This is a genomic window from Flavobacterium sp. FG68 (assembly GCF_057808895.1).
On the sequence record NZ_JBMDIY010000024.1, the window covers coordinates 64,796 to 90,657 of the forward strand.

A 25,862-nucleotide genomic window follows, 5' to 3' on the forward strand; every position below is an offset into this window, starting at 1 on the left:
TTTTGTAGTAAAATCAACTTGTTTGAAATAATTTGTTTAGAGTCATTCTAAATAACATTTTGCTTTTCTTTTGATTTTAGTTTCAAAAAAATATCGCTATGAGTTCTCAAGAAGTTATAAAAATTGAAGACGACTTTACGCTGATCCGTTTTCAAAACGATGGTCCGGAGCCTTTTTATGCACAGCACGAAATAGGTACAGGTCTGATACAGTTTCACTTCGGGATAAAAGGTAATGCTAAATTTTTGTTCAATCAGGGCAATTATGCTTTAGAACTGAAAGAAGAAAAATCGCTGCTTTTATACAACCCGCAGAAAGAATTGCCTCTTAATTTAGAATTGGCACCTAACTCGTGGGTGATTTCCGTAATTGTTTCCATCAAAAAATTTCACGCGTTGTTTTCTGCCGAAGCCGATTATATTACTTTTTTAAGTCCTGATAATAAGGACAAAAAGTATTATAATGAAGGAAATATTAGTCCTTCTATGGCTATTGTGTTAAGTCAGCTCTTTCATTACAACCTTCATCCATCCATAAAAAACCTTTATTATAAAGGAAAGGGATATGAATTATTGAGTTTGTATTTTAACAGAACCGAAGATCCAAACGCAGAACAATGTCCGTTTTTAATTGATGAAGATAACGTTCTAAAAATCAGAAAAGCCAAAGAAATTATAATCGCCAATATGGCAGAACCTCCGGGATTGCAAGAACTGGCAGATGAAATTGGTTTAAATTTAAAGAAACTCAAAATGGGTTTCAAACAAATTTACGGCGACACGGTTTACGGTTTCCTTTTTGATTACAAAATGGATTTCGCCCGAAAACTTTTGGACAGCGGTTCTTATAATGTAAATGAAGTTGGACTTAAAATTGGTTACAGCACCGGAAGTCATTTTATCGCGGCATTCAAGAAAAAGTTTGCCACAACTCCAAAAAAATATTTAATGTCGATTAATGCGAATGTTTAAGTTTTCGCCACGAATTTCACGAATCAACACGAATTAATGATCTGCAAAAATCTGTTAAACCCGTTAAATCGGTGTGCCAATATCTAGCAAATTGATTTTCGATATTCAACAATAAATAAAAAGTAATAATTATCATATTCCTAAAAAGCAGCAAGTTCTACTTTTGACGAAATTTTTAAAAACAAATAAAAGCTTAAAGCCTAATGCTTAAAGCCTAAAGCAAAAAAATAATGAAAGGCGTATTATTAGTAAATCTAGGATCTCCGGATAGTCCAACAACAAAAGACGTAAAACCTTATTTAGATGAATTTTTAATGGATAAATACGTGATCGACGTTCCGTATTTATTGAGAGCATTATTAGTTCGCGGTATTATTTTAAGAAAAAGACCAGAAGAATCTGCACACGCTTATGCGAAAATTTGGTGGGAAGAAGGTTCTCCATTAGTTGTGCTGTCAGAAAGAATGCAGAAAAAAGTGCAGCCTCTTGTAAACGTTCCAGTTTCTCTGGCAATGCGTTACGGAAGTATGACCATCGAAAAAGGGCTTCAGGAATTAAGCGATAAAGGAGTTACAGATGTAATGCTTTTTCCTTTATATCCGCAATATGCAATGGCTTCGACTTTGACTATTTTGGTAAAAGCTGAAGAAATTCGTAAAAAGAAATTCCCCCACATGACTTTTACAGATGTTCCGGCATTTTACAATAAACCGGATTACATCAAGAATTTAGCAGATTCGATTCAAAAACATTTAGTTGGTTTTGAATATGATCACTTATTGTTTTCTTATCATGGAATTCCTGAGCGTCACATTCGCAAAACCGATGTTACAAAATCACATTGTAAAATTGACGGTTCTTGTTGTAACACGCCATCTCCGGCGCACGATTTCTGTTATCGTCATCAATGTTACGAAACAACAAGACAAGTTGTTAAATTACTTGGCCTTCCTGCAGATAAATACAGTCTGACATTTCAATCTCGTTTAGCGGGAGACAAATGGTTAGAACCTTATACAGATGTCGAAATTGATAATATGCCGGCAAAAGGAATCAAAAAATTAGCAGTTGTAACACCAGCTTTCGTTTCGGATTGTTTAGAGACTTTAGAAGAAATCGCGATGCGTGCCAAAGAAGATTTTGAGAAAAATGGAGGTGAAGAATTCCTGGCAGTTCCATGTTTAAATGATGATGATGAATGGTGCCAAACTGTGAGTAACTGGATTAATGATTGGGCTAAATAATATTTGTTTCAGGTTTAAAGTTTCAAGTTTTTCTCAAAGTTGATAACTTGAAACTTTAAACCTGAAACTTTAAACAAATAATAATGGAATATTATAACTATCTAAAATCCCTGCATTTAATATTTGTAATTACTTGGTTTGCAGGTTTGTTTTATATTGTGCGTTTGTTTGTTTACCAAATCGAAGCCAATGAAAAACCATCTCCCGAAAAAGAAATTCTGCAGGCGCAATACAAAATAATGGCCTACCGTTTGTGGTACATTATTACATGGCCGTCGGCGGTTTTGGCGAGTATTTTTGCTTTTTGGATGCTGTTTTTTACAGATGCAGGACACATTTGGCTCACACAACCTTGGATGCATGTAAAATTATGTTTCGTTTTCCTTCTATATTTATATCACGGAAAATGCCATCAGATTTTCAAACAATTGCAAAACGATGAGGTAAAATATTCCAATAATTTTATGCGTTTATGGAATGAAGGCGCAACGATTATTTTATTTGCCGTTGTCTTTTTAGTAGTTTTAAAAAGTGCCATCAACTGGATTTTCGGCGTAATCGGTATTATTTTATTCTCGGTTTTAATAATGCTGGGATTTCGTTTTTACAAACGAATTCGAGAAAAAAAATAAAAAGAGTTTGCCACTAATTACACGAATTTTCCCGAATTTCTTTTTGTAATATTTGCCACAGATTAAATGGATTATGAGGATTAAAAAAATCATTTAAATCCTTTTAATCTGTGGCAAAAAAAATAATTAGTGTAAATTCGTGAAATTCGTGGCAAAAAATAGTATTCAGTCATAGTTTCCACTCTGACACTGAAAACTGCGACTGCGACTGTAAACTAAAATTTATGCTAAACATTAAAATGACAATGCTCTCACTTCGTACCAGGATTTTCCTGTCGATGATTGTATTGATTGTTGTGGCATCTTTTTTATTGGCTTCGATTTCGATTATTCAGTTTAAAACCGAAGCCAAAGAATATCATCAAGAGCGTTTAGAACGAAAAGAAAATGCGGTAAAAGAACACATCAATTATGTTCTTTCGACAACCACTTATCCACTTAAAACTCAAAACTTAGATTTAATCTTTAAGGATAAAATCCACGAGTTAGCGCAGATTCACAAAATCGAAATCAACATTTACAGTCTTGACGGAAAGCTTTTAAAATCTTCCAAAGAATCTTTCGCCGTTGATAAAATTGCGCCGCCAATTCCGGAATATATTTTAAAACTGGTTCGTTCTTCCATCGAAAAACGTTTTGTGGACATTAAAACTATCGACGGAGTCAAAAACAGATCATCATACAGTTTAATAAAAGACGAAAAATTCAAACCACTCGGAATCCTGAATCTTCCGTATTTAGAAGACGACGGATACTACGATAATGAGTTGAATACTTTCCTGATTCGTTTAAGTCAGGTTTATTCTTTTATGTTAATTGTGGCTTTTGCCTTGGCGTATTTCCTTTCGACCTATATCACAAAATCTCTAAAAACCATTTCAGATCGTTTGGAAGAAACCAACTTAGATCAGAAAAACGAAAAAATTGTTTTAGAAGCAAACAGCAAAGAAGTCAACTTCCTGATAAAGGCTTATAATGGAATGGTTGACAAACTCGAAACCAGTGCAATTAAATTAGCACAAAGCGAACGTGAAGAAGCTTGGCGTGAAATGGCGAAACAGGTTGCACACGAAATTAAAAATCCGCTTACGCCAATGCGATTAACGGTGCAGAGTTTCCAAAGAAAGTTTGATCCCAATGATCCTGATGTAAAGCAGAAAATGAATGATTACTCTGAAACCTTAATTCAGCAGATTGATACAATGACGGCGGTGGCTTCAGCATTTTCAAACTTTGCTTCAATGCCGGCACAACAAAATGAAACTTTAAATGTGGTTGAGGTTGTCGAATTGGCTTTAGATATTTTCAACGAAGAATATATTTCTTTTGAAAGCGATGAAGAAGAAATTATTTCGAAAATGGATCGTACGCAATTGATTCGTGTTATTACCAATTTGGTTAAAAATGCGACGCAGGCAATTCCCGAAAGTCAGTTTCAAAAATCGATTGTGGTTACCGTAAAAAGACGAAATAACAATGTTGAAATTGCCGTAAAAGACAACGGAATCGGAATTCAAAAACAAGATATCGGAAGAATCTTCGAACCAAAATTTACTACCAAAACTAGTGGTATGGGACTCGGACTCGGAATTATAAAAAACATTATAGAAAATTACAAAGGAACAATTACCTTTGAATCAACTTACGGAAAAGGAACCACGTTTAGAGTTTCTTTACCTATTACAAACTCTTAAATTCATCGTCATGAACTACGAAAATATATTAATTTCTATTGAGGAAAAAGTTGCTACAATTACCATAAACAGACCTACAAAACTGAATGCTTTAAACAAATCGACAATTAGCGATTTGAGTAATGCCATTAAGCTATTAGGGAAAAGTGACGATGTTCGCGTTATTATTTTAACCGGAAGCGGAGAAAAAGCTTTTGTAGCCGGAGCAGATATTTCGGAATTTGCAAACTATACCGTTGTTGAAGGCGCACAATTAGCAGCCGAAGGTCAGGAATTATTATTTGATTATATCGAAAATCTTAAAAAACCAGTTATTGTAGCTGTTAATGGTTTCGCTTTAGGGGGAGGATTAGAGCTGGCAATGGCGTGTCATTTTAGAATAGCTTCAGACAATGCAAAAATGGGATTACCAGAAGTTACTTTAGGATTGATTCCGGGCTACGGAGGAACACAGCGTTTACCGCAATTAGTTGGAAAAGGCCGTGCAATGGAAATGATTATGACTGCAGCGATGATTTCTGCAGAAGAAGCAAAACGATACGGTTTAGTAAATCACGTAGTGCCGCAAGAAGAACTTTTATCTTTTACGAACGTAATTGCTCAAAAAATCATTAAAAACGCTCCGTTTGCGATTGCAAAAGCGATTAAAGCAATCAATGCTAATTTTGAAGACGGTAAAAACGGATTTGATACTGAAATAAAATCTTTTGGAAAATGTTTTGGTACTGAAGATTTTAAAGAAGGAACTACAGCCTTTTTAGAAAAGCGTAAAGCAGAATTTACAGGAAAATAAGTTATTCCACAAAGTTGCGCGGAGATAGCACAGGGGTTCACAAAGAAAATTTATATAATCTTTGTGTAACTTTGAGAAATCTTTGCGCAACTTTGTGGTAAAATAATAGACAAAGATTATAAAAACTTAGGATCTCAGAACCTTAGCAACTTAAAAAAAATGTACGAACCAATATTTGCCCTTTTTTGTGAACGAGTTAAAGAAAGTATTCAAGCCGGAACTTTCGCAAAACTGACTTTGGCTAAAACGATGGGTGATACCGAGATTAAAAATATTTATTTCAGATTGATTTTAAATGAAGATAATACTTTCTCGATTTCATTAACTACTCGCTATAAAACAGAAGAAATCGAAAGCATTCATACTTTAGATGAAGCTTTATTGGTTTTAGGCTCTTATATCAAAAAACCGTTTCTAACGGCACTTTTGTTTACAACAGATAACGATGTAACTTTCAAAGTAAATAAAAAGAACGCCGGAAGTATTATCGAACAGCCGCCAACATTTAAAAATGCGTCGCCGGTTATGCTGGAAATGGTTGAAAAAGGAATTGTTTAGGTTTTAGCTATAAGTTTCTGAACGAGAAAAGTGTCAATTATAAAAGGCAACGATATTGTTCCTGTAAAAATTATTAGTGTTGGAATTATGTCAATTTTGTGTTTTGGTGCTTTTGAAAATTCAGGTTCTCTTAAGAAAATAGGGTAATAAATATTTCGAATAATTTTATAAAGAAACAAGAATATCAAGGATGTTTGCGAGCCGAAATAAGATAGTTTTTGCAAAGAAGAATTTTTGTCATAAAATAACAATGCTCCTGCTATAAATAAAATTAAAGAAAAAGAAAAGAGCTTTAGTAAAACATCAGGCTTATGTAATTGATCTTGTTTGAAGACAATAAAAACCAATGGAATTTGAAAAATTATATAAAGCAGTAAATCGAAATTCATATTCAGATATTTTACACAAGCTTTACAAATAGATTAGAAGCAATTTTATTCGAAATAGACAATTCCTTCCCATTAACCTTAATTTTTACCGATAAATCAAAAGATTCTTTAGAAAGAAATTCAATTTTAGAACCCAAAGCGATTTCTTGCTTATCAAGATATTTAAGGAACTCTGAAGAAGTATCTTTTACACCAACACAAACTCCGGTTTGATTTTCTGATAATTCTGAAAGCAGTTGTTTTTCAATTTTAATAATTCGGCCGTTAGCATCCGGAATTGGGTCACCATGCGGATCTTCAGTAGGATTCCCCAGAAAATCATCCAAACGGTTAATTAATTGCTCAGATTTGATATGCTCTAACTGCTCTGCAATATCATGAACTTCATCCCAGCTGAAGTTTAATTTCTCTACCAAAAAAACTTCCCACAAACGATGTTTTCTAACAATCATTTTGGCTGCCAGCTTTCCGTTTTCGGTTAACGAAACACCCTGGTATTTTTTATAATTTACTAAATCTTTATCAGCCAGTTTTTTAAGCATATCCGTTACAGAAGAAGCTTTTGTTTCCATGATTTCTGCAATGGCATTCGTGCTCACTTCAGTTTCTAAAGCCGCCGTTAAGTGATATATAGATTTTAGATAATTTTCTTCTGAGAAGGTCATTCGATTTTAGATTTTAGAGTGTTGATTTTAGATTTTGGATTGAGAGGAAACCTCTGAACCTTTGTCCCTCTAAAAAGAACTATTTTATTTAACAATCAACAAAGGTATTGAAATTTTATGTCTCAATTTATCTACCGTTGTGCCAAAAAGAATATCTTTTAATCCAGTGTGGCCGTGGGTTCCCATTACCAAAATATCGAAAATACCGCTGTTGATGATTTCCGGAATTATTTTGTTTGGTTTTCCAAAACCAAGCTCTGTTTCAATGTTAAATCCTTTTTCTGAAAGCATTTTTTTATACTCTAATAATAGTTTTTCATCAATTGTAGTTTCGTGGTCATGAATATGAATTCCATACATTAAGGCGCCCACTGTTTCAACAACATGGATAAGGGTATATTTTGCATCCATTCCGCCTAATTCGAAAGCATGATTAAGTGCTGCTTCATCAGCATGAGAAAAATCGACAGAAACAGCAATATTTTTTACTTCCTGAGTTTTCTTTTGGGAGAAATGAAGTTTCAGGTTATGAGGCGAATGATTTATAGTTTTTGATTTGGCTTTAGCAATAAAAGGTTTAAAAACAATATAAAGAAGTAAGCCTAAAAAAGCAAAAGCAAGCGGCACAACCGTAAGCCATAAAATTATTGGATGACTTGAACTTGCAAGCCACGATGTAATTTCATCATAAACCAATTTTGCATTTAATGAAACAATAATAGCTGCAATAATCCAGGAAACAACCTGAGTAGTTCTCGAAATATGAAAACCATTCATTTTTGATTTATCACTGACAAAATGAATCAGCGGAATAATCGCAAATCCTAATTGTAAACTCAAAATCACCTGACTTAGAATTAAAAGCTTTCCGGTTACACTTTCACCATAAACCCAAATAACGATTAAAGCAGGCACAATCGCAATTAAACGCGTTATGATTCGGCGAACCCAAGGCTGAATTCGTAAATGTAAATAACCTTCCATAACAATTTGTCCGGCAAGTGTTCCGGTTACAGTTGAGCTTTGTCCCGCGGCGATCAAGGCAACAGCAAATAATATTGGTGCCCATTTTGTTCCTAGTAAAGGTTCGAGAAATTTATGCGCATCCTGAATCTCGGCTACTTCAAACATTCCATTTTTGTGGAAAGTTGCGGCAGCAAGAATTAAAATCGCAGCATTTACAAAAAAAGCCAAATTCAAGGCAATTGTCGAATCTATAAAATTGAATTTTAAAGCCTGTTTGATTCCGGCTGGACTTCTATCGAATTTTCTGGTTTGAACCAAAGATGAGTGTAAGTAAAGGTTGTGAGGCATTACGGTTGCCCCAATAATTCCGATTGCGATATATAAAGCAGCCGAATTTGGAATAGAAGGAATAAGTCCCGCAAGGATTTTTGGAACTTCAGGTTCTGCAAAGATCATTTCGAAAATGAAAGAAAATCCAATAATAGCCACTAAAACAATAATAAAAGCTTCCATTTTACGGATTCCTTTATTGATTAAGAAGAGTAAAAGGAAAGTATCTAAAACGGTTATCAAAACGCCTTCAAAAAGCGGAATTCCGAATAAAAGATTAATTCCAATTGCCATTCCCAGAACTTCTGCTAAATCGCAGGCTGCAATCGCAATTTCGGCGAGAAAGTATAAAATGTAGTTGATGTATTTTGAATAGGTTTCTCTGGAAGCCTGCGCTAAATCACGCTGCGTTACAATTCCAAGTCTTGCACTTAAACTCTGCAAAAGCAAAGCCATTAAGTTACTCATTAATAAAACCCAGACTAAAGTGTAGCCAAACTGGCTTCCACCGGCAATATCTGTGGCCCAGTTTCCGGGATCCATGTAACCAACGCTTACTAAATATGCCGGGCCTAAAAAGGCTAATATTTTCCTGAAACCTGTTTTTTTATGTTCTGTAGCAACCGATTGGTTAACTTCTTCTAATGATTTAGTCATTTCTAATATATTGATTTACCAAATATATAGAAAAATTATATTCGCTCAACAATATTTTTAGACTTGTCTAAAACTTAAATGTTAGAATTCAAACATTTTGGACATAATCCCGAAAGGGTAAAGTTTATTTCGTTTACTTTATAATTGTGAGGCATAATATAACTCGGCTTTACAGTTTCAAGACAAGTAATTTCATGACAGTTCTCACAGCTAAAATGAGCATGATTATGAATGTGTACTCTTTGATGTGAATGATTGCATTTTGCATATTTTACTGTTCCATCAAGATTCGAAATTTTATGAATGATATCGTCGTTAACCAAACGATCTAAAATTCTATAAATAGTAACGCGATCGCAGACATCGTTCAATTGTTTTTGAATTTCGGTGTGAGACAGTGCAGTTTTAGATTTCTCAAAAACCTCTAAAACGGCTGTCTTTGCTGTAGTGTTACGTGTAGCTTTCATTTTATTTTGAATTAAAAAATTTAATGCAACAATATTGCAATTGATTTTTATGTATATATTTGCAACAAAATTGCAATAAGCAAATGTACAAGAAATGAAGAAAACTACCTCATCCTTTTACGATATTTTAGGAATTTCGAGCGCGACGATCTGCTTGGTTCATTGTTTGATTTTTCCACTTTTAACGATTCTTCCTTTAGGCATAAGTCACAATCCAATTATCGATTTAGTATTTGCTTCGATAGGCTTATTTGCAATTCTCAAAATTACGAAAAAATCAAGTCTTTTGGTTTCGTCGATTTTGATTGTTTCATTGAGTTTAATCTGGATTAGTATTTTGACTGAAATCTTCTTAGAGATTCATTTAGATCTGATTTATTTTGGCGGAATCGGAATGATCATCGGGCATTTGATTAATTACAAATTACACAGAAAACAAAATCATTAAAAGTATAGTTATGGAACAGAAGAATTTTGATGTGATTATAATTGGCGGAAGCTACAGCGGATTATCTGCTGCAATGAGTTTAGGACGTTCTCTCCGTCAGGTTTTGGTTATTGACAACGGTTTGCCTTGTAACCGACAAACGCCGCATTCGCATAATTTTATTACACAAGATGGTGAAAAGCCCGCAGTGATTTCGGCGAAAGCCAAATTACAAGTGGATCTCTATAAAACGGTTCATTTTTATAACGGACTAGCTGTAAAAGCGATCGGGAAAGAAAACGGATTTGAAGTTTCAACAGAATCTGGTGAAACTTTCAATTCAAGGAAAATCCTGTTTGCAACCGGAATTAAAGATCTGTTTCCCGAAATTAATGGTTTTGCTGACTGTTGGGGAATATCGGTTCTACATTGTCCGTATTGCCATGGTTATGAAGTTAAAAATGAAAAAACAGCTATTATTGCCAATGGTGAAATGGCATTTGATTTTGCAAAACTGATTTCGAACTGGACAAAAGATTTGAGATTATGCACGAACGGAAAATCAACTTTGACTTTAGAACAAACAGAAATACTTAAGAAACATGGTGTTCAAATTTTTGAGGAAGAAATAGATTCTTTTGAACACAAAGAAGGCTATGTAAAAAACATCGTCTTCAAAAATCAGGAAAAAATTGCCGTTAAAGCCATTTATGCAAGACCACCATTTGAACAGCATTGTCCATTACCAGCGGATTTAGGTTGCGATTTAAACGAACAAGGGCTGGTAAAAGTTGATTTTATGCAGAAAACAAACGTTGCAGGAATTTATGCGAGCGGAGATTGCACGACTCAAATGCGATCTGTGGCCATTGCGGTTTCTACAGGGTCTTTCGCCGGAGCTGTAATTAATAAAGATCTTATTGACGAGGATTTTTGAAGTTTATAAAGTTTAAATAGCCCCTAGCTTTAGCTAGGGGAATTAGATTTGAATCAAAACGGGCTTTAGCCAAATTGTATCGGTTTGGCTAAAGCCTATTGGTTTCGTTTATATTTTCATCCAGCTAAAGCTGGACGCTATTGAACTTGTTTTATTTCTCTTTAGATTTTAAAGCAAATAGAAATATAACATATTGACATATTTTAAGTTATAAATTTCTAAATTTAAAATCATTATTTGTCAAATTTAATTTTTAGTTTTGTCTAAAATTAATTTTACCACGATGAAAAATTCAATTTGGATATTGATATTATTTAACTTACACTTTTCTTTTGCTCAGGAAACCTCAAAAATCTCTGGTTTTATAACTGGCAACGGACAAAAATTACAAGCCGCGAATGTTCAGTTATTAGGAACAAAACAAAAAACAGTTTCAGATAGTTTAGGTTATTATGTTTTTGAAAATGTTAGTATTGAAGAAGGAAAAATCCAGGCAACTTCGACAGGATTCAAACCAGTGACTCAAAGATTTTCAATTACGAAAGGACAAAACCTTAACCTTGATATTGATTTAGAAGACAATGAAAACCAGCTTAACGAAGTAGTTGTTTCGGGAACCTTAAAACCAGTGAAACGTTTAGAAAGTGCCGTTCCGGTTGAGGTTTATTCTCCGGTTTTCTTCAAAAAAAATCCAACACCTAGTATTTATGATGCGCTTCAAAACATAAACGGCGTTCGGCCGCAGTTGAATTGCGGGGTTTGTAACACGGGAGACATTCACATAAACGGTCTCGAAGGTCCGTATACTTTGGTTTTAATTGACGGAATGCCAATTGTGAGCAGTCTTTCGACAGTTTATGGTTTATCCGGAATTCCGAATTCTTTGGTGGAACGAATAGAAATAGTAAAAGGCCCAGCTTCGTCTCTTTATGGAAGTGAGGCCGTTGGAGGTTTGATTAATATTATCACCAAAAATCCAACAAATGCCCCAATGTTTTCTGCGGATTATTTTACAACTACTTATTTTGAAAACAATCTTGATTTGGGAATGAAGGTTAATGTCGGCAAAAAAGCGACTTCTCTTTTAGGGATTAATTATTTCAGCTATAATCAGGTTATAGATAAAGACCATGATAATTTTACTGATGTAACGCTTTCTGACCGTATTTCGGTTTTTAATAAATGGAATTTTCATAGAAATAATAATCGTCTTTTTACGATTGCAGCACGCGGAATGTATGAAGATCGCTGGGGCGGAGACGTTCGATGGGAAAAAAAGTACAGAGGTGGCGACGAAATTTATGGTGAAAGCATTTATACTAAAAGAGCAGAATTAATTGGAAGTTATCAATTGCCGTTTGAAGAAAAACTAATTCTTTCCTTCTCTGGAAACGTGCATTATCAGGACAGTCGTTACGGAACAACATCATTCATTGCGAATCAAAAAATTGGTTTCCTGCAATTGACTTGGGATAAAAAGATTGGCCGTAATGATTTACTTGCCGGAATTGCAAATCGATATTCGTATTATGACGACAATACTCCGGCAACAAAAGAGGCTGAAAGTACGTGGTTACCGGGGATTTTTGTTCAGGATGAAATTACGTTTTCACCAAAAAGTCAGATTTTGCTGGGAGCTCGCTACGATTATAACTCTATCCACGGTTCTATCTTTACGCCCAGATTTGCGTATCGCTTTAAAGCAAATGATAATACGATTTTCAGATTAAATGCCGGAACGGGATTTCGGGTTGTGAATTTATTTACCGAAGATCACGCTGCGCTTACAGGTTCACGTGAAGTAGTGATTAAAAATGATTTAAAACCCGAACAATCTGTAAATGTAAACTTGAATTATATTCAGAAAATAAACTTTGACAACGGAACTTTTATCGGAATTGAAACAACGGCTTTTTACACAAGATTCAGCAATAAAATCATTTCAGATTATGAAACAGATCCTAATAAAATCATTTATGACAATATCGATGGTTATGCTATCAGTCAGGGAATCAGTACCAATGTCGATGTCAATTTTACCAATGGTTTAAAGTTTATTTTGGGAGCAACGGTTTTAGACAATAAAAATGTTCAGGAAGGAATTTCTGAAAGACCTTTTTTAACTGAAAAATTCACAGGAACATGGAGTGTATCTTATAAAATAGAGCCATGGAATTTACTGCTGGATTATACCGGAAATGTTTACAGTCCAATGAAACTGCCTTTGCTGAACGAATATGATCCGAGAAATCCAAATTCGCCTTGGTATAGTATTCAGAATATTCAGTTTACATACACGGGCTGGAAGAATTTTGAACTTTACGGCGGTGTCAAAAATTTGCTGAACTTTACTCCAAAGCAGAATAATCCGTTTTTGATTTCGAGAACGAATGATCCTTTTGATAAAAATGTGCAATACGATGCGGCAGGAAAAGTACTGAGGACTCCGGATAATCCATACGGATTGACTTTTGATACAACTTATGTTTATGGACAAAATCAGACTATTCGTGGTTTTTTTGGGTTGCGATATACTTTGAGGTAAATTTACGAGCTACAGAATTACATAACAATATAAATTGAAATAATGTAAATTCATGATTAAACTGGACTGAAGTCCAGCCCTACAACATAGTTCGTTCCGTTGGAACTTAAAGAACCATAGGCTCGATTCATATTGTAAAGCTGGACTTCAGTCCAGTTTAGTTGGTGCGAAATATATATATATATTTTGTGAGATTTTTTATATCGTCGTTATGAAGTCCAGCCCTACAACATAGTTCGTTCCGCTGGAACTTAAAGAACCATAGGCTCGATTCATATTGTAGAGCTGGACTTCAGTCCAGTTTAATGGTACGAAAAGACATAATAATCTGTAAAATCTGTGGGCTAAAAAACAACAAAATGAAAAAGCTATTTTTCCTAATCTTCTTCTTCGGAATAACTTCAACAGGATTCTGCCAGTTAAAAAGCAACACTTTTGAAGAAGTAGATAGCTTGCAACAAATTCAAAAACGAAAAATCATCGTTTTCATCCATACCGATTGGTGCCAGTTTTGCCAGCGAATGAAAACTACAACTTTTAAAAACCAGGAAATTATCGAGAAACTAAACTCCAATTTCTATTTTATTGATTTGAATGCCGAAGAAAAACGAGATATTACTTTTAATAATCAGATATTTAAATACAAACCTTCAGGAAATAATGTGGGTGTTCATGAACTGGCTTTACAGCTTGGAACAATTAATAATCAAATTACCTATCCGGTTTTGTGTGTTTTGAATGAGAAAAACGAGATTATACTGCAGTACAGCAATTATTTAAGTCGAAAGGATTTTAACCTTCTTTTAGAAAAATTATATTAACAGAAAAAGTAGGACTTAAAAGGTTAAATTTTGTTTCTTTATTGCCAAAAATAAAAACAAAACTTTTTAAAACTATGAAACATTTTTTTTCAATAATCATTCTGTTTGGTACTTTAAATTCATTTGGGCAAGGTAATCTTTGGCAGGAATCAGGAAATATAGGAATTGGAACAACTTCACCAATCGCTAAGTTAACATTAAAGGCAACAGATTCAGGTAGTAATGGTGGTATTAAAATATTTGGCAGTACTTATCCAACAGATACGAGTTATTGGTCAGAGCAGCAATTTGCAATGCATTATAATGGAGTTTTTAAAAATCTATTAAGCAGTAATGGTGTTAGTTATTTTAATGGAGGAAATGTTGGAATTGGTACAAGTACTCCAGCAGATAAACTTTCTGTAAATGGAAATATTCGTTCAAAAGAAGTAAAAGTTGAAATAACAAATTGGCCGGATTATGTTTTTGAAGAAGATTATAAAATTACATCGTTAGAAAATTTAGAAAAATATGTAAAAGCAAACAAACATCTTCCAGAAGTTCCAACTGCTCAAGAAGTAAGCGATAATGGATTGGAATTAGGAGAAATGAATAAAACTTTAATGAAAAAGGTTGAAGAACTTACTTTGTATTTGATTGAACAAAATAAAGCTTTAATAGATCAAAAAAATCAGATCCTTAATCAACAAAAATTACTTGAACAACAGCAGAAAGATATTGATATGCTAAAAGAAAGTAAAAACTAAAGAATAAATGTTTTAAATCCTTTGAGGTTGGATTTTTTATCTGCTTCAAAGGATTTTAACCTTCTTTTAGAAAAACTGAAAGAATAAATTTTCTTATTTTTGAGAATGAATTCTTCGCAAATTAAACACTTCGATTACATTTTTACAGGAACCGGACTGGCGTCTTTAATGACAGTTTATAAAATGGTTTTATCTGGAAAATTCTCTGATAAATCAATTTTGCTCTTAGATCAGGATTCGAAGAAAACAAATGACAGAACCTGGTGTTTTTGGGAAAAAGAAGATTCAATTTGGAATCCAATTATTTCTAAAAAATGGGATTTGGCTTTATTTGCCAATGAAAACTTTAAACGAGATCTTCAATTAAAACCCTATACCTATGATAAAATCAATGGATTAGATTTTTATAATTTCGTTTTCGATGTTATTTCAAATCAACCGAATATTACTTTTGTAAATGAAAAAGTAACCGACATAAACGAACTCGAAACGCATGTTTTTGTTGGTACAGAACAAAACAGATATACGTGTAATTATTTATTCAACAGTATTTATACAAAGGCTTTCGCCGAAAGTCAACCGAAATATCCGGTTTTACAGCAGCATTTTGTGGGTTGGTTTGTAAAATCAGAATCAGAAGTTTTCAATCCTGAAGAAGTTACTTTCATGGATTTTTCGGTGGAACAAAAAGGGAATACAAGATTTATGTATGTTTTGCCAACTTCTAAAAACGAAGCTTTGGTTGAATATACTTTGTTTTCGGAGAAACTGCTTCCTACGGAAGAATACGAAAATGAAATTCAAATTTATTTGCAGAAACTCGGAACACACCAATTTGAAATTATCGAAAAGGAGCAGGGAAGTATTCCAATGACTTCTTATCCATTTTGGAAGAAAAACACCAAAAGAGTTTTAAACATAGGCACTGCTGGCGGATGGACAAAAGCAAGTACAGGCTATACTTTCAAAAATTCCGATAAAAGATCTTCAGAATTAGTAAAATTTCTTTCTGATAATACTTCTCCCGAAACCACAGTATTACTCAGTATGAAAACATTTCATAAAAAAAGCCGATTCTGGTTTTATGATTTATTGCTTTTAGATATTCTGCATCGCCACAATGAATTAGGAAATTTTATTTTTTCTTCTTTATTCAAAAAAGGAACCCCAAACTTGATTTTTAAATTCTTAGATGAAGAAACCAATTTATTTGAAGACCTTCAAGTCATTTTAAAATGTCCAAAATTGCCTTTTATAAAGGCATTGTTTCGAGCTTTATTCAGTTAAGATAAAAACTCAGCGTACATCTGTCTAAATCTGTAAAATCTGCGGACCATCTTATTCTAATTTTTTTTATCGTAATAAGTAGTGCATACTTTGAGAACTGGGATGTGAACGCATAAAAAATACCTTATTGTTCTGTTTTTATGACTTTTTGAAGCGATTCAAAAGATGCCCTGCCAATTAATTTTGTATTTGAAAAATTGAAGAGGATTATGGGAACTACAAAGAATTTAAAATTTGATATAGAAACAGAAGCAATAGGAAAGATTTGCAAGGCACTCGGGCATCCTACAAGAATTCAAATTATGACTCTTTTATGGAGAAAAGATAATAGAACTTGCGGTGAAATAGTTGATTTAATTCCTTTGGCACAATCCACAATATCAAAACATTTACTTGAATTAAAAAAAGCAAATCTGGTCGAGATAAAATACGAAGGTAAAAAAACGATATATTCTATAGAAGTTGATAATATAGAAGTTCTTAAAAGATTTGTAAGTAATTATCTTTCAACTATTGAGATTTCTGAACAGGATAAGGAAACGGTTTTGACGACAAAACGTAAAATGCGAGGCAGAAACAGACATTTAAAACAATATAATTATCAATTTCCTGAGAAAAAAGTAAAACAAGCAGCAGTTTAAATATTCTAAAATACAAGGCTTAGAATTTTATATCGAACTATAACAAAACTTTATACTTCAAATTAAGTAGTTGCGAGTAAACTTTGTAACTTTGCAGTTCAAAAGTAAAATTTAAAAGAATAAAAATATGTATCCAGAAGAAATGGTAAAACCAATGCAGGCTGAACTTACAGCTGCTGGGTTTCAAGATTTACATAGTGCCGAAGCTGTTGAAAATGCTATCAAAGCTGAAGGTACCACTTTAGTTGTTGTGAACTCTGTTTGCGGATGCGCTGCAAGAAATGCACGTCCGGGAGCAAAAATGAGTTTAGAAGGCGCTAAAAAACCAGATCACCTTATTACAGTTTTTGCTGGTGTTGACAAAGAAGCGGTTGATGCAGCAAGACAACATATGTTTCCTTTTCCTCCATCATCGCCATCTATGGCTTTGTTCAAAAACGGAGAATTGGTTCACATGTTAGAGCGTCATCACATCGAAGGTCGTCCAGCTGAAATGATTGCTGAGAACCTGCAAGATGCGTTTAACGAATTCTGCTAATTAAGGGACTAAGGTTCTGAGTTGCTGAGGTTCTAAGGTTTAGGCTCAAAGCAGAAAAGGTACATAGGTACAAAGATTTAAAAGAGGGGTGTTTCAATTTTGAAACACCCCTCTTTTAAATTTATATATTTCCTTGTTCCCTAGGAACATCTCGTTGGTAGAAAATTATATTGTTATCATTGTTTTACGTTCCGTAGGGACGTTTGATTTTGGTATCGTTTTTATAATCTGATAACATCAAACGTTCCTACGGAATGTAAAATATGGGCGATCGCCATTTTTTTCTACCGATGAAACATTCCTACGGAATGATAACTAGATATAAAAGAAAAAACTTAGAATCTTAGCGTCTCAAAATCTTAGCAACTTAAAAAAAAACTTTGAAACTTTGTCTCTCTGGACCTTTTAACCTCAAAAAAATCAATTCCATCCTCCGCCAAGGGCTTTATACAATTGAACCATTGAACTTAATTGTTTTTGGGTTAACTGTGAAAGACTTAATTGCGCTTCAAACAAAGATCGCTGCGCATCCAGAACTTCTAAATACGAAACATAACCATTGTAATACCTCGCATTTGAAAGATCGTAGTTTTTCTGTGCAGCAACAACCTGTCGGTTTCTGGCAGTCCATTCTTCTTTGAACATGGCTACGTTTTGAAGAGAGTTTTCTACTTCAGAAATAGCAGTTAAATACGTTTTTTGGAAATTGAATTTTACTTCTTCCGCAATTTGTCGGTTGACATCAACGCGGCGTTTGTTTTTTCCGAAGTTGAAAATTGGGCCGGTAACGCCTGCGCCAACATTCTGCATATAAGAACCATCATTAAATAAATCTCCAACCATAATGCTGGTGAAACCTGCAACGGCAGCAATATTAAACGACGGATAACGTAATGCCTGCGCAACACCAATTCTTTCATAAGCTGCTTTGTATAAATATTCCTGACGTTTTACATCGGGTCTGTTTTCTAATAAAGCCGATGGAACGGAAGTTGGAAAAGTTGTTAAAATCAACAATTCACTATTCGTTTTTCCACGCTGAATTGGCTGTGGAACTTGTCCTACCAAGATAGAGATTGAATTTTCTAAAGCTGTAATCTGTCTTTTGATTAACGGAATATTCGCTTCGGCAATTGCAACCTGCTGTTCAATTTGAACTTTGTCCAATTCGGCAACGTAACCGCTTATAAAACGTTCGTTAATAATATCGTACGCCTTTTGTCTGGTTTCTAAAGTATGTGTCGTAATTTCTAATTGGTTATCAAAATCGCGCAATTCAAAATAAGAAATAGCAATAGTGCTCACAATATTCGACAGGACTACTTTTCGTGCTTCATCGGTTGCTAAAAGTTCGTTTTGCAAAGCTTTATTTTGATGACGATATTTTCCCCAAAAATCCAGTTCCCAGGACATATTGGCTAAAGCCGATGAAGGCTGCATAAACGTTTCGGCACTATTTACCTGACCGGAATATTGAAAAGCAGGAAATAAATCAGCTTTTGCGATTCCGAGATTGACTTTTGCCTGTTCCAAACGTGCCAAAGCAATTTTAAGATCGTAATTGTTTTGAATTCCTTTTTCAATCAGGCCAATTAAGACATCATCGTTAAATATCGATGACCATTTTATGGTGGTAACAGATTTTGTTGTGTCTCTGGTTTGATCGCCAAAACGAAAAGTATCTGCCTGAGGTTGTTCGGGTTTGACGTATTTTGGTCCAACCATACATCCGTAAGGAAAAACAACCATCAAAAATAACGCTGAAAGTATTTTTAGATTTTTCATTTTTCTTCGTCTTTAGGTTCATCGATTTCCTCCGGTTTTTTCTTTCCGAATGTTTCAATAAATACAAATAACACCGGAATCAGACAAACACCTAAAATGGTAGCAACCAACATTCCGCTAAAAACCGTCATTCCCATTACTTTTCTGGCTTGTGCTCCGGCTCCGCTTGCAGTTAACAACGGAACAACTCCCAAAATGAAAGCAAAAGCTGTCATTAAAATTGGACGGAAACGTAATTTGGCGGCGTACAATGCGGCTTCTTTTGCCGGCATTCCTTTTTCATATTCTTCTTTGGCAAATTCGACAATCAGAATGGCATTTTTTGCAGCCAATCCAATCAGCATTACGAGTCCAATTTGCGCAAAAACATTATTGACATAATCGGGACTTAATAATCTACAGAGATATAATCCGAGAAATGCACCAAAAACGGCAAAAGGAGTTCCAAGTAAAACGCTGAAAGGTAATTTCCAGCTTTCGTATTGTGCAGCGAGAATTAAAAATACGAAAAACAGCGCCATGATAAAAACCGTATTTCCTTTTCCTTCGGCTTGTTTTTCCTGATAACTCATATTGGCCCATTCGTAACCCATTCCGGCAGGCAATACTTTAGTGGCGGTTTCTTGTAATGCTTTCATGGCTTCCGCCGAAGTAAATCCGGGTGCGGGCGTTCCTCCAATTTCTGCGGCACGATACAAGTTAAAACGCGTTGTAAATTCGGGCCCGCTTTCTTTTCGAATGGTCGCAATACTCGTAATTGGAATCATTTTGTTATCCCGACTTCGAACGAAAATTTTATTAATATCTTCGGGATTTACAGTAAAACTTGGATCTGCCTGAAGTAAAACAATATACTGTCGTCCGAATTTATTGAACTCGTTTATATATTGTCCTCCCAAACTGGCACCAATGGCAAGATTGACATCGGATAAAGAAAGATTCAGTTCTGAAACCTTTTCCCGATCAATATCCAAACTAATCTGTGGAACATTTGGATTGAAGGTCGTTCGAATCGTTCCAATTTCAGGCCTTTTTTTAGCTTCGGCCATAAATAGTCGTGCATTTTGAAAAAGATATTGTGGTGTGTTTCCTTCTTTATCCTGAAGCATCATAGAGAATCCGGCGGCGTTTCCAATTCCGGTAATCGGCGGAGGCCCAAAAGCAAAGACCGTAGCTTCGGGAATTCCGAAAACTACTTTTCCGTTGACTTCTTTTAAAATCTGAAAAACATCTTGTTCACGTTCTTTCCATTCTTTCAAGGCAACGAAGAAAAATCCGTTATTGGTGGCAACCGAGTTTTTGATTAAACTGAATCCGGCAACCGAAGTATAATATTCAACGCCTTGATTTTTAGATAAAATATGTTCTACTTTTTGAATTACTTTACTGGTTCTTTCTAAAGAAGAAGCGCCGGGAAGTTCAATATTGACAAACATATAACCCTGATCTTCTTCGGGAACGAACCCGCCCGGAATTTTTCCTCCCAAAAGAATAATGGCTCCAACTACAATTCCGATAAAAATTAAACTTCGGGCTGTTTTCTTGATTAAGAAACCTGAAAACCCTGTGTATTTATTGGTGAAATTTCCAAACTTAACATTAAACCATTTGAAGAATTTCCCGAGCCAGCCTTTTGCTTCCTGATTAGGTTTTAGTAATAATGAACATAAAGCCGGACTTAAAGTTAAAGCACTTAATGCAGAGAAAATCACGGAAATAGCAATTGTAATAGCAAATTGCTGATACAATCTTCCGGTAATTCCCGGAGTTAATGCAACCGGAATAAATACGGCAGTTAAAACAATCGCAATCGCAATTACTGGTCCCGAAACTTCACGCATTGCCTGGTTTGTGGCTTCTCGCGGAGACATTCCCTGTTCTATGTGATGCATTACGGCTTCAACCACCACAATGGCATCGTCGACGACAATCCCAATGGCGAGCACTAATCCTAAAAGGGAAAGTACATTGATGGAAAACCCAAGTAAGGGAAACAACATAAATACCCCAATCAAGGAAACGGGAACGGTTAAAAGCGGAATTAAAGTCGCACGCCAGTTTTGCAGAAAGATAAAAACTACCAGAATTACCAGAATAATGGCTTCCACCAAAGTGTGCATGATTTCGTTGATTCCTTCAGAAATAGCTAAAGTCGTGTCTAATGAAACGGCATATTTTAAATCCTGAGGAAATCTTTTGCTGAGCTGTTCAATCGTATTTTTTACGTTTTCAGCAACTTCAAGAGCATTCGAACCGGGCATTTGTTTAATTCCGATAGTTCCTGCGGGATTTCCGTTGAGTTTGGCAACCGAAGCATAACTTTCGGTTCCGAGTGTTACTGTTCCAACATCTTTCAACCGAACCTGCTGATTGCTGATGTTTGATTTTAAAATGATGTTTTCGAAATCTTCTGGATTTACCAAACGATCTTTCAGCATTACGTTATACGTGAATTCGTTATTTTGCGTTGCTGGCGGAGCGCCAAATTTTCCTCCGGGTGCAATGGCATTTTGTTCCTGAATAGATCTTATAATATCGGGAACTGTTAAGTTGTATTTGGCCATGATATCGGGCTTGACCCAAATTCGCATGGCATAATTACTTCCTCCGTAAAGTGTAACTTCTCCAACACCTTTAATACGAGCGAGCGCATCTACAAGATTAATGCTCGCATAATTGGTCAAAAAGTTATTATCGAAAGTTTTGTTAGGAGAATACAAAGACAAAATCAGCATAGGCATTGATAATGACTTTTTGGTTGTAACTCCGGTTGTTTTTACATCGTTTGGGAGTTTGTTGGTCGCTTCGGCAACTCTGTTTTGAGTTAACATTGTTGCATTATCCAAATCTGTTCCCATATCAAAAGTTATCGAAAGCGTCATACTTCCATCACCTGTGTTGGTCGACTGCATGTACAGCATATTTTCAACACCATTTACTTTTTGTTCGATAGGTGTTGCAACGGCTTGCTCCACATTTAGCGCATTGGCTCCGCGGTAACTCGTAGAAACCTGAACGAGAGGCGGGGCAATTTCGGGATATTGTGCAATGGGCGTTGACAGAATCGAAAGTCCTCCAATAAGAACTATAAATATGGAAAGTACGATTGCAACGATTGGTCGTCTTACAAAGAAATTATCCATAGCCTAGTTGTTTAGAGATGATGCAATCTGCTTTTTATCTTTCTCGGCTACGTAGGGAACTGGAACGACTGTTGATCCAGGCTGAATAAACTGATTGCCAATAATAGCGACTTTTTCGTTGGGTTTTAAACCTTTAGTAATAATCCAATCGACTCCAATTTTCTGTCCAACTTCGACCATTCGGGTTTGAATGGTATTTTTATCGTCAATAATAGAAACCTGGAATAATCCCTGAATTTCGGTTACGGCTTTTTGGGGAACTACAATCGCATCTTTTTGGGTTCGGAGTAAAACGCGGACTTTAGCAAATTGTCCGGATCGTAAAGTTCCGTCCGGATTTGGAAATTGTGCTTCAATAGTTACGGTTCCGGTTGTTGGGTCTATTTTGGTATCAGAGAAATTGAGAGTTCCTTTGTATGGATGTGTACTTCCGTCAGAAAGTATAAGTTGAAGATCGGTAATTCGTTCTCCGTCTTTGACTTGTTTTTGATATTGCAGATAATTTGATTCGCTGACAGTAAACTGAACTCTGACTTTTTCTAATTTTGAAACGGTGTTTAATTTAGACTCATTTCCAATTTTGGTAATATAATCTCCTAATCGGGCATTTGAAAGACCAATAACGCCGTCGATTGGTGATTTGATATTGGCATAGCTTCTTTCTATCTGCTGATTTTTTAAACTTGCCTGAACACTGGTGTAGTTTGATCGGGCTGCTTTTTCTTTGGCTACAGCCGCATCTAATTCTCTTTTACTAACGGCGTTCATATCTGCAAGCGGCCGAATTCGTTTTAATTCTTCTTCGGCATTCACTAAATTACTTTGTGCAGCAGCAACCTGTCCTCTAACCTGATCGACTTTGGTGTCATATTCAAGTGGGTCAATGGTGTATAATAATTGCCCTTTTTTAACACGCTGACCTTCTTTAAAATGAATTCCGGTTAAAATTCCGTCAACTCTGGCGATTAATTCAATGTCTAAATCTCCAAATGTCTGTCCGGCAAAATCTTTGTAAATGGGAACATCTTCACTCTTGACCGTTACAAAAGGCGCCTGCATAGGAGGAGGGGCTTTCGGTTTTTCTTTTTTACAAGAGATGAAAATTATTAAAAGTAAAAGAATTGGGAAGAGTGGTTTGGGTAGTTTTAAAGCATTCATAATCATAAATGTTAAAATTGTGCCTTATAAATTTAGTGAAATTTTTATAACGTATTGATAAGCAGTGTTTATTTTTTACTAACGCAATAAAGTTGCAAATACAAATTCGAAATGATTACCTCCTAAATGCAAAAAATGAAATGAACTTATATCACATATATGGTTTAAAATAGGGTTAGTTAATTGTTTTTTGAAATCGAAAAGAAAAACCTACCTTTGCGCCCGAATTCACTCAGAAAATAGAATTCGATATATATTCTTAACTTAAAACTGTTTATAGCATGCAACTGTACAACACTTTGAGCGCAGAAGAAAGAGCAATCATGATCGATGATGCGGGTAAACAACGTCTTACGTTGTCTTTCTATGCGTATGCCAAAATTGAAGATCCCAAAAAATTTCGCGATGATTTATTTTTAGCCTGGAATAAGCTTGATGCTTTAGGCCGAATTTATGTTGCCAATGAAGGAATTAATGCTCAAATGAGTATTCCTGAAGAAAATTTGGAGGCTTTTAGAGCAACTCTTGAAGTTTATGATTTCATGAAAGGCATTCGTTTAAATGAAGCTGTAGAACATGATGACCATTCGTTTTTAAAATTGACTATTAAAGTGCGTCACAAAATCGTTGCCGACGGTTTGAATGATGATACTTTTGATGTAACTAATATTGGCGTTCACTTGAAAGCCAAAGAATTCAACGAGATTCTTGATGATCCAAATACTATTGTAGTTGATTTTAGAAATCACTACGAAAGCGAAGTTGGACATTTTAAAAATGCGATTACTCCAGATGTTGAAACGTTTAGAGAAAGCTTACCAATAATCAACGAACAGCTTCAAAACCATAAGGAAGATAAAAATCTGGTAATGTATTGTACCGGAGGTATTCGCTGCGAAAAAGCAAGTGCATATTTTAAACACCAAGGTTTTAAAAATGTGTTTCAATTAGAAGGCGGAATCATTAATTACGCCAAACAAATTGAAGCGGAAGGTTTAGAAAGCAAATTTATCGGGAAAAACTTTGTATTTGATAATCGTCTTGGTGAAAGAATTACAGATGATATTATTTCACAATGCCACCAATGCGGAAAACCTTGCGACAATCACACAAACTGCGAAAATGACGGTTGTCATTTGTTGTTTATTCAATGTGATGAATGTAAAGCTGCAATGGAAAATTGCTGTTCTACAGAATGTTTGGAAATTATTCACATGCCTTTAGTTGATCAGGTTCGTTTAAGAACTGGAAAACAAGTTGGAAACAAAGTGTTTAGAAAAGGTAAATCTGAAAATTTAAAATTCAAGCATTCAGGTGAGTTACCAAATACTGCATTGGCAGCAGCCGAAAAACCAGCCGATATTCGTCAAAAAGTAAAAGTAAAAAAAGTACTTCTTGGAAAAGCAGAACATTATTATGTAAAAGCGCAAGTGGGGCAATTTACTATTGAGAACCAAGAGTTAAACAGCGGTGATAAAATCCTTATTACTGGACCAACAACCGGTGAACAAGAATTGATTTTAAACAAGTTTATTGTTGATGGCGCTGAAACCCAATCTGCTAAAGTTGGTGATAAGGTTACTTTTGAGGTTCCTTTTCGCATTCGTTTGTCAGATAAATTGTATAAAATTGTAAATTAGCAGAAATTTTATGCTAATTTATTTATGTCACAATCCTATACCAAATTATGGACTCATGCAATTTGGGCAACCAAGAATCGTCAGGAATTAATTGATTTTTCAATTGAGAAAACATTGTACGATTTTATTTGGCTAGAGCTGACTGAACTTGGATGTCCCGTTAGAATCATCAATGGAATGCCAGATCATGTGCATATCTTATTTTTACAAAATCCACAAAAAACTGTTTCAGACATTGTTAAGCAAATTAAAGGAAGTTCTTCTCATTTTATGAATAGAGGAGAATTTATCCTTGAAAAATTTGCTTGGCAAACTGGTTTTGCGGCATTCTCTGTCAGCGAATCCCAGTTAGATGCTGCTTACAATTACATTAAAAATCAAAAGCAACATCATCTTAAGAAAAATGGTCAAGATGAATTTGATGAATTTATAAAATTGCATGGGTTAGGGAAATAAATGATTGCTTGGCTTAACGACTTGGCTCAACAATACGTTTCCCATGGTTGAAACCACGGGCTATATTGAAATAACATACGCAAAAGAAAAACATAGCCTGCGGTTTCAACCGCAGGAACACAAAGAGTATCCACAACGAAAATACGTCTTGTAAAGTTGAACTTTCCGTTGTTTTGAAAACGATAAATAATACCACGCTATAATCATTGCCAACGATTTCAATTGTTAACGAGTATAAAATACGTAACAATACGTTTCCCATGGTTGAAACCACGGGCTATATTGAAATAACATATGCAAAAGAAAAACATAGCCTACGGTTTCAACCGCAGGAACACAAAGAGTATCCACAACGAAAATACGTCTTGTAAA

Annotated in this window: 23 protein-coding genes; 16 read left to right on the top strand and 7 right to left on the bottom strand. The window is 34.9% G+C overall.

The window, feature by feature from the left end:
* Nucleotides 1–98: 98 nt before the first annotated feature.
* The 6 genes from ACODSB_RS15755 to ACODSB_RS15780 all read left to right on the top strand — a co-directional run bounded on the left by ACODSB_RS15755 (nt 99) and on the right by ACODSB_RS15780 (nt 5,892).
* On the top strand, nt 99–971 hold the full coding sequence (locus ACODSB_RS15755; RefSeq protein ID WP_053473141.1) for a helix-turn-helix domain-containing protein: 873 nt from the start codon (nt 99–101) through the stop codon (nt 969–971).
* A gap of 230 nt (nt 972–1,201) precedes the next feature.
* Nucleotides 1,202–2,215: a ferrochelatase gene (gene hemH, locus ACODSB_RS15760; RefSeq protein ID WP_488937742.1), complete on the top strand. Its 1,014-nt coding sequence runs from the start codon at nt 1,202–1,204 to the stop codon at nt 2,213–2,215.
* Between the two features lie 83 nt (nt 2,216–2,298).
* Nucleotides 2,299–2,847 carry a CopD family protein gene (locus ACODSB_RS15765; protein WP_053473139.1) on the top strand — a complete coding sequence of 183 codons (549 nt, stop codon included), beginning with the start codon at nt 2,299–2,301 and terminating at the stop codon, nt 2,845–2,847.
* Between the two features lie 278 nt (nt 2,848–3,125).
* The gene (locus ACODSB_RS15770) at nt 3,126–4,541 is read left to right on the top strand and encodes a sensor histidine kinase (RefSeq protein ID WP_053473138.1); all 1,416 of its coding nucleotides are present in this window, start codon (nt 3,126–3,128) and stop codon (nt 4,539–4,541) included.
* A 10-nt stretch (nt 4,542–4,551) separates the two neighbouring features.
* Nucleotides 4,552–5,334: an enoyl-CoA hydratase/isomerase family protein gene (locus ACODSB_RS15775; RefSeq protein WP_488937743.1), complete on the top strand. Its 783-nt coding sequence runs from the start codon at nt 4,552–4,554 to the stop codon at nt 5,332–5,334.
* A 159-nt stretch (nt 5,335–5,493) separates the two neighbouring features.
* Nucleotides 5,494–5,892, top strand: a complete 399-nt coding sequence (locus tag ACODSB_RS15780; RefSeq protein WP_488937744.1) for a hypothetical protein — start codon at nt 5,494–5,496, stop codon at nt 5,890–5,892.
* Here the strand turns inward: ACODSB_RS15780 and ACODSB_RS15785 are convergent.
* The 4 genes from ACODSB_RS15785 to ACODSB_RS15800 form a co-directional block, all read right to left on the bottom strand.
* Entirely contained in the window at nt 5,889–6,281 is a 393-nt protein-coding gene (locus ACODSB_RS15785) for a hypothetical protein (protein WP_488937745.1), read from the bottom strand. The genes ACODSB_RS15780 and ACODSB_RS15785 overlap by 4 nt on opposite strands.
* 11 nt (nt 6,282–6,292) lie before the next feature.
* Complete coding sequence (locus ACODSB_RS15790; RefSeq protein WP_488937746.1) at nt 6,293–6,946, bottom strand: metal-dependent transcriptional regulator; 654 nt, start codon at nt 6,944–6,946, stop codon at nt 6,293–6,295.
* A gap of 84 nt (nt 6,947–7,030) precedes the next feature.
* On the bottom strand, nt 7,031–8,899 hold the full coding sequence (locus tag ACODSB_RS15795; RefSeq protein WP_488937747.1) for an Nramp family divalent metal transporter: 1,869 nt from the start codon (nt 8,897–8,899) through the stop codon (nt 7,031–7,033).
* A 74-nt stretch (nt 8,900–8,973) separates the two neighbouring features.
* Complete coding sequence (locus ACODSB_RS15800) at nt 8,974–9,366, bottom strand: Fur family transcriptional regulator (RefSeq protein ID WP_053473133.1); 393 nt, start codon at nt 9,364–9,366, stop codon at nt 8,974–8,976.
* A 94-nt stretch (nt 9,367–9,460) separates the two neighbouring features.
* On the opposite strand from ACODSB_RS15800, the gene ACODSB_RS15805 reads away from it, so the two are divergent.
* The 8 genes from ACODSB_RS15805 (at nt 9,461) to ACODSB_RS15840 (ending at nt 17,308) form a co-directional block, all read left to right on the top strand.
* A complete protein-coding gene (locus ACODSB_RS15805; protein ID WP_488937748.1) occupies nt 9,461–9,814 on the top strand; it encodes a MerC domain-containing protein in 354 nt (117 codons plus the stop codon).
* 10 nt (nt 9,815–9,824) lie between these two features.
* On the top strand, nt 9,825–10,730 hold the full coding sequence (locus tag ACODSB_RS15810) for an NAD(P)/FAD-dependent oxidoreductase (protein ID WP_488937749.1): 906 nt from the start codon (nt 9,825–9,827) through the stop codon (nt 10,728–10,730).
* A 283-nt stretch (nt 10,731–11,013) separates the two neighbouring features.
* Nucleotides 11,014–13,275: a TonB-dependent receptor gene (locus tag ACODSB_RS15815; protein ID WP_488937750.1), complete on the top strand. Its 2,262-nt coding sequence runs from the start codon at nt 11,014–11,016 to the stop codon at nt 13,273–13,275.
* Nucleotides 13,276–13,634: 359 nt separating this feature from the next.
* Entirely contained in the window at nt 13,635–14,096 is a 462-nt protein-coding gene (locus tag ACODSB_RS15820; RefSeq protein ID WP_488937751.1) for a thioredoxin family protein, read from the top strand.
* 74 nt (nt 14,097–14,170) lie between these two features.
* Nucleotides 14,171–14,842 (top strand): hypothetical protein, encoded by a 672-nt coding sequence (locus ACODSB_RS15825; RefSeq protein WP_488937752.1) that lies wholly within the window; start codon nt 14,171–14,173, stop codon nt 14,840–14,842.
* Nucleotides 14,843–14,947: 105 nt separating this feature from the next.
* On the top strand, nt 14,948–16,129 hold the full coding sequence (locus ACODSB_RS15830; RefSeq protein ID WP_488937753.1) for a lycopene cyclase family protein: 1,182 nt from the start codon (nt 14,948–14,950) through the stop codon (nt 16,127–16,129).
* A gap of 209 nt (nt 16,130–16,338) precedes the next feature.
* Nucleotides 16,339–16,770: an ArsR/SmtB family transcription factor gene (locus tag ACODSB_RS15835; RefSeq protein WP_053473128.1), complete on the top strand. Its 432-nt coding sequence runs from the start codon at nt 16,339–16,341 to the stop codon at nt 16,768–16,770.
* A 127-nt stretch (nt 16,771–16,897) separates the two neighbouring features.
* A complete protein-coding gene (locus tag ACODSB_RS15840; RefSeq protein WP_053473127.1) occupies nt 16,898–17,308 on the top strand; it encodes a BrxA/BrxB family bacilliredoxin in 411 nt (136 codons plus the stop codon).
* A gap of 420 nt (nt 17,309–17,728) precedes the next feature.
* Here the strand turns inward: ACODSB_RS15840 and ACODSB_RS15845 are convergent, their stop codons facing one another.
* The 3 genes from ACODSB_RS15845 to ACODSB_RS15855 are packed head-to-tail and all read right to left on the bottom strand — an operon-like array spanning nt 17,729 to nt 23,394.
* Nucleotides 17,729–19,093, bottom strand: coding sequence for an efflux transporter outer membrane subunit (locus ACODSB_RS15845; protein WP_488937754.1), 1,365 nt, complete (start codon nt 19,091–19,093; stop codon nt 17,729–17,731).
* The gene (locus tag ACODSB_RS15850) at nt 19,090–22,236 is read right to left on the bottom strand and encodes an efflux RND transporter permease subunit (protein WP_488937755.1); all 3,147 of its coding nucleotides are present in this window, start codon (nt 22,234–22,236) and stop codon (nt 19,090–19,092) included. The genes ACODSB_RS15845 and ACODSB_RS15850 overlap by 4 nt, the downstream gene beginning before the upstream one ends.
* Nucleotides 22,237–22,239: 3 nt before the next feature.
* The gene (locus ACODSB_RS15855) at nt 22,240–23,394 is read right to left on the bottom strand and encodes an efflux RND transporter periplasmic adaptor subunit (RefSeq protein WP_165590698.1); all 1,155 of its coding nucleotides are present in this window, start codon (nt 23,392–23,394) and stop codon (nt 22,240–22,242) included.
* 281 nt (nt 23,395–23,675) lie between these two features.
* Here ACODSB_RS15855 and trhO point away from each other — a divergent pair, with 281 nt between their 5' ends.
* Both trhO and tnpA read left to right on the top strand, forming a co-directional pair.
* On the top strand, nt 23,676–25,034 hold the full coding sequence (gene trhO / locus ACODSB_RS15860; protein WP_488937756.1) for an oxygen-dependent tRNA uridine(34) hydroxylase TrhO: 1,359 nt from the start codon (nt 23,676–23,678) through the stop codon (nt 25,032–25,034).
* 24 nt (nt 25,035–25,058) lie between these two features.
* Nucleotides 25,059–25,490, top strand: coding sequence for an IS200/IS605 family transposase (tnpA, locus tag ACODSB_RS15865; protein ID WP_488937757.1), 432 nt, complete (start codon nt 25,059–25,061; stop codon nt 25,488–25,490).
* Nucleotides 25,491–25,862 lie beyond the last annotated feature (372 nt).